Origin of the sequence: Rubrobacter taiwanensis (assembly GCF_004337705.1) — a bacterium.
Taxonomy (GTDB): domain Bacteria; phylum Actinomycetota; class Rubrobacteria; order Rubrobacterales; family Rubrobacteraceae; genus Rubrobacter_C; species Rubrobacter_C taiwanensis.
This window is the reverse complement of the sequence record NZ_SKBU01000047.1, coordinates 1-4,514: the sequence shown is the minus strand read 5'-3', so window position 1 is coordinate 4,514 and position 4,514 is coordinate 1. Positions and strand designations below refer to the sequence as shown.

At 65.7% G+C, this 4,514-nt stretch carries 3 protein-coding genes; all 3 read left to right on the top strand.

What is annotated here, in order from left to right; genetic code table 11:
• Positions 1–503, top strand: a 503-nt coding sequence (locus E0L93_RS15465; RefSeq protein WP_207890552.1) for a BCCT family transporter, incomplete at its 5' end; no start/stop codon positions are given.
• Between the two features lie 132 nt (positions 504–635).
• Complete coding sequence (locus tag E0L93_RS15460; RefSeq protein WP_243638273.1) at positions 636–3,071, top strand: GcvT family protein; 2,436 nt, start codon at positions 636–638, stop codon at positions 3,069–3,071.
• 78 nt (positions 3,072–3,149) lie between these two features.
• Positions 3,150–4,343, top strand: a complete 1,194-nt coding sequence (locus tag E0L93_RS15455; protein WP_132692986.1) for a glycine cleavage T C-terminal barrel domain-containing protein — start codon at positions 3,150–3,152, stop codon at positions 4,341–4,343.
• The last annotated feature ends 171 nt before the right edge of the window (positions 4,344–4,514 follow it).

The window sequence follows — 4,514 nt, the reverse complement described above, 5'->3', positions numbered from 1 at the left end:
CCCAATCTCCGGCAGAGACCGCCCTCTTTGCGCTGCTCTCCCAGCTACCCGTAGCGGCCATCCTTATAACCCTGGCCTGCGCACTTGGGGTTGCGGTTGTGGCCATCTTCTTTGCCACCTCGGCCGACTCCGGATCGCTAGTAGTAGACATCCTCACCCGCGGAGGAGAGACGCAGGTAGGCGGGTGGCGGCAGCGCCTTGTGTGGGCGGTGCTGATAGGAGCGGTAGCGGCCACGCTGCTTGCTGCGGGCACGGCCACCGGAGAGAACGCCCTTGGAGCATTGCAGACGGCCTCTATCACGGCCGGCTTGCCCTTCTGCGTGGTGCTCTTGCTGATGTGTGTGGGACTGATTAGGGGGCTTGAGGACGAAGGCCTGCCGGCCATGACCCCAGATCCCAGAAAGCACGGGGAGCTGCAGATTACAGAGGAAGAACGAGCCGCGAGGCGTCCCGGAGCAGCTTCACCCTCAGGGCAACCCGGCGCAGTAAAGAACCAGGAGTAGAGACAACGCGTCAACCGAAACCAAGCCCTCACCCCCTTGACTCAACGACCGACATATGTTACTTGTTCTGTATGAAGAATAATATTTCGTAATACGCAACAAGCTGTGGGAAGGGACAGGGGGTCTTCTCAGGTGGATGCGCGGGTGGTGATCATCGGGGCTGGGATCGTTGGGTGCGGGCTTGCGGAGCACTTGACGCGCATGGGCTGGACGGATGTCGTAGTTCTGGAGCAGGGGCCGCTGGAGCGGGCCGGGGGTTCGACGTTTCATGCGCCGGGGCTGATGTTTCAGACCAATCCTTCGCGGGCGATGACGTTGCTCGCCCGGTACACCGTGCGGCGGTTCGGTGAGCTGGAGCTGGATGGGCGTTCGTGTTGTTATCCGGTGGGGGGGTTGGAGGTGGCGGCCACGCCGGAGCGGTGGAGGGATCTGCGCCGCAAGCGGGGACTGGCGGCGGCGTACGGGCTGGAGGCGCACCTGCTCTCGCCGGATGAGTGTGTTGAGAAGGTTCCGCTCCTCAACCGGGATATGATCTACGGCGGCTTCTACGTGCCGACTGACGGTCTTGCCAGGGCCGTGTGGGCGTGCGAGGCGATGCGCCGGCTGGCGGGTGAGCGCGGGGCGCGCTTCTACGGTGAGACCGAGGTGACCGGCATCGAGGTCGATGGCGGCCGGGTACGGGGCGTGTGGACGGACAGGATGGGCCGGATCGGGGCCGAGATCGTGTTCAGCTGCGCCGGGATGTGGGGGCCCAGGATCGGGCGGATGGTAGGGATGAGGATACCGCTCCTGCCCATGCAGCACCAGTTCGCCTGGACCGGTCCGATCCCGGGGCTGGAGGGCGAGAGCCGGGAGGCTGTGCACCCCATCCTGCGGCACCAGGACGCGGACCTGTACTTCCGGCAGAACGGGGAGAGGTATGGGGTCGGCTCCTACCAGCACCGCTCCATGCCGGTAGATCCGGATGACATACTGCGGCCGGAGGAGGCGGAGGAGATGCCTTCGGTCATGCCGTTCACCCCGGAGGACTGGGAGAGGCCCTGGCGGGACGCCGTGGAGCTGCTGCCTGCGCTGGAGGGGGTGGAGCTTGAGAAGCCGTTCAACGGCCTCTTCTCCTTCACCCCGGACGGGATGCCGCTCCTGGGGCCTTCGAGGGAGGTGCGGGGCTTCTGGGTCGCGGAGGCGGTCTGGATCACGCACTCGTTAGGCGTCGCCCGGGCGATGGCCGAGTGGCTCGTGGAGGGGCGGCCGTCCATAGACCTGCGCGAGTGCGACATCCACCGCTTCGAGAGCTACGCTCTGAGCCCCTCATACGTACAGAAGCGCAGCTCGCAGTCCTTCCAGGAAGTCTATGACATCATCCACCCGCAGCAGCCGATGGAGGACCCCCGGCCCCTGAGGACCAGCCCCTTCTATATGCGCCAGCGCGAGCTCGGGGCCTTCTTCCTGGAGGCTTCGGGGTGGGAGCGGCCGCACTATTTCGAGGCCAACGCGCATCTCGTGGAGGGGCGCGAGATTCCGGGGCGCGACGAGTGGAGCGGGCGGTACTGGTCGAAGATAGTTGGGGCCGAGCACCAGATCACGCGCGAGCGCGTCGCGCTCTACGACATGACCTCTCTCAAGCGGGTTGAGGTGAGCGGTCCGGGTGCTCTGGAGTACCTGCAGAGGCTGAACACCAACCGGCTGGACAGACCCGTGGGCAGCGTCACCTACACGCTGATGCTGGACCATGCCGGAGGGATCAAGAGCGACATCACCGTGGCCCGGATCGGGGAGGAGCTCTTTCAGGTCGGTCTGAACGGTCCGCGGGACGTAGACTGGATGCTGCGGCACCTGCCGGAGGACGGCTCGGTGGAGGTCCGGGACATCACGGCCGGGACGTGCTGTGTGGGCGTGTGGGGGCCGCTGGCGCGCGAGCTTGTGCAGAGCCTCTGTGAGGACGACCTCTCGAACGAGGCATTCGGCTTCTTCCGGGCCAAGGAGACCCATCTGGGCGAGGTCCCGGTCAGGATGCTGCGGCTCTCCTACGTCGGGGAGCTGGGGTGGGAGGTCTACACCACCTCCGACCTCGGCCTCAGGCTCTGGGATCTGCTGTGGGAGGCGGGGCAGCCGCACGGTGTCATCGCCGCCGGGCGCGGGGCCTTCAACGGCCTGAGGCTGGAGAAGGGCTACCGCTCTTGGGGCGTGGACATGCACACCGAGCACGATCCCTACGAGGCGGGCCTGGGCTTCGCCGTGAAGCCGGAGAAGGGAGACTTCATCGGCCGGGAGGCGCTGCTGAAGCGCAGGGAAGAGGGGCCGCGCCGGAGTCTCTGCTGCCTGGTGCTGGACGGCGAGCAGGTGGTTATGGGCAACGAGCCGGTCTTCTCCGGGGAGCGCCCGGTCGGCTACGTGACGAGCGCGGAGTACGGCCACAGCGTGGGCAAGAGCATCGCCTACGCCTGGCTGCCGCCCGAGCTGGCGGAGGAGGGGGTCCGGGTCGAGGTGCAGTACTTCGGGGAGCGGTACGGGGCCGCGGTCGCCCGGGAGCCGCTCTTCGACCCGGCGATGAAGCGGATGAGGGGTTAGCGGTGCGACGAAGCAGGTGAGGTCGGAGAGGTCTTTCTCAGAGCCGGTGGCGGAAACGTCCAAATGAGGAGGTGAGAGGTGGAGGAGAAGGTCAACCCCAATCCCGGGATACTGCTCTACACCCGGATCAAGAAATCCCCCTACTACTACGGCTCGCGCCGGTACGGCGTGCAGCTCTACAGCGTCTACAACCACCACTACCACCCCAGGCACTACGGCGACCCGTTCGAGGAGTACTGGCAGCTCCTTGAGGGCGTGACCGTCTGGGATGTGGGCGGAGCCGAGCGGCAGGTGGAGATCACCGGCCCCGACGCTTTCGAGTTTACCAACATGCTGACGCCGCGGGATCTCAACAAGTGCGCCGTGGGGCAGTGCAAGTACGCGTTCATCACGGACGAGAGGGGCGGCATCATCAACGATCCCGTCCTGTTGCGGCTGGGCGAGAATCACTTCTGGCTCTCTCTGGCCGACAGCGACGTGCTGCTCTGGTGCAAGGGACTGGCCTACAGCATGAACCTGAACGTGGAGATAAAGGAGCCGGACGTGGGGCCGTTGCAGATCCAGGGTCCCAAGTCCAAGGAGGTGATGACGGATCTCTTCGGAGAGGAGATCCTGGAGGTCCCCTACTACTACATGGTGCATCGGGAGCTGGACGGAATGGAGCTCGTGATCTCCCGCACCGGCTACTCCGGCGAGCTGGGCTACGAGCTCTACCTCAAGAACGCCAGCCGCGACGGGCTGAAGCTCTGGGACGCCGTGATGCAGGCCGGCGAGCCGCACGGGCTCAGACCTATCGGGCCGTGCCACATCCGGCGCATCGAGGGCGGCATCCTGGCCCACGGCTGCGACATGACCATCGAGGAGAACCCCTACGAGGTCGGCTACGGCTATAAGTGGATGGTCGAGCTGGAACAGGAGCAGGACTTCATCGGCCGGGAGGCGCTGAGGAGGGTCGCTGAGGAGGGCGTGAGCCGTAAGCTGGTCGGGGTTGAGATCGGGGGCAGCAGGCTCGGCGCTTACAACGATAACTCGATGCCGGACTTCTTCCCGGTTTTGAACAAGGAGGGGGAGAGGATCGGCAAGGTCACCTCGGCCTGCTACTCGCCGCGGCTGGAGAAGAACATCGGGTTCGCCATGGTCCCGGTCGAGTACAGCACCATCGGCGTGGAGCTGGACGTGGAGCGGCCCGAGGGAGTGGTCCCGGCCACGGTGGCAGACCGGGTCTTCTTCAAGCCCGAGAAGGCCGAGCAGAGGCTGACCTCCGCCAAGTAGGCACCGGAGCGGGCGGGCCGGAGCGGTGCTCCGGCCCGCCCCGTACCGCGCATCCGGAGAACGATCTGAGAGCGAACGGTAAAGAGGCCCTGGAGATAGGGGACGTGAGGTACGAGGTAATACCGCTTGCCGGGGTGGAGGAGCTGGTTAGCGAGCACGTTCCAAAGGAGG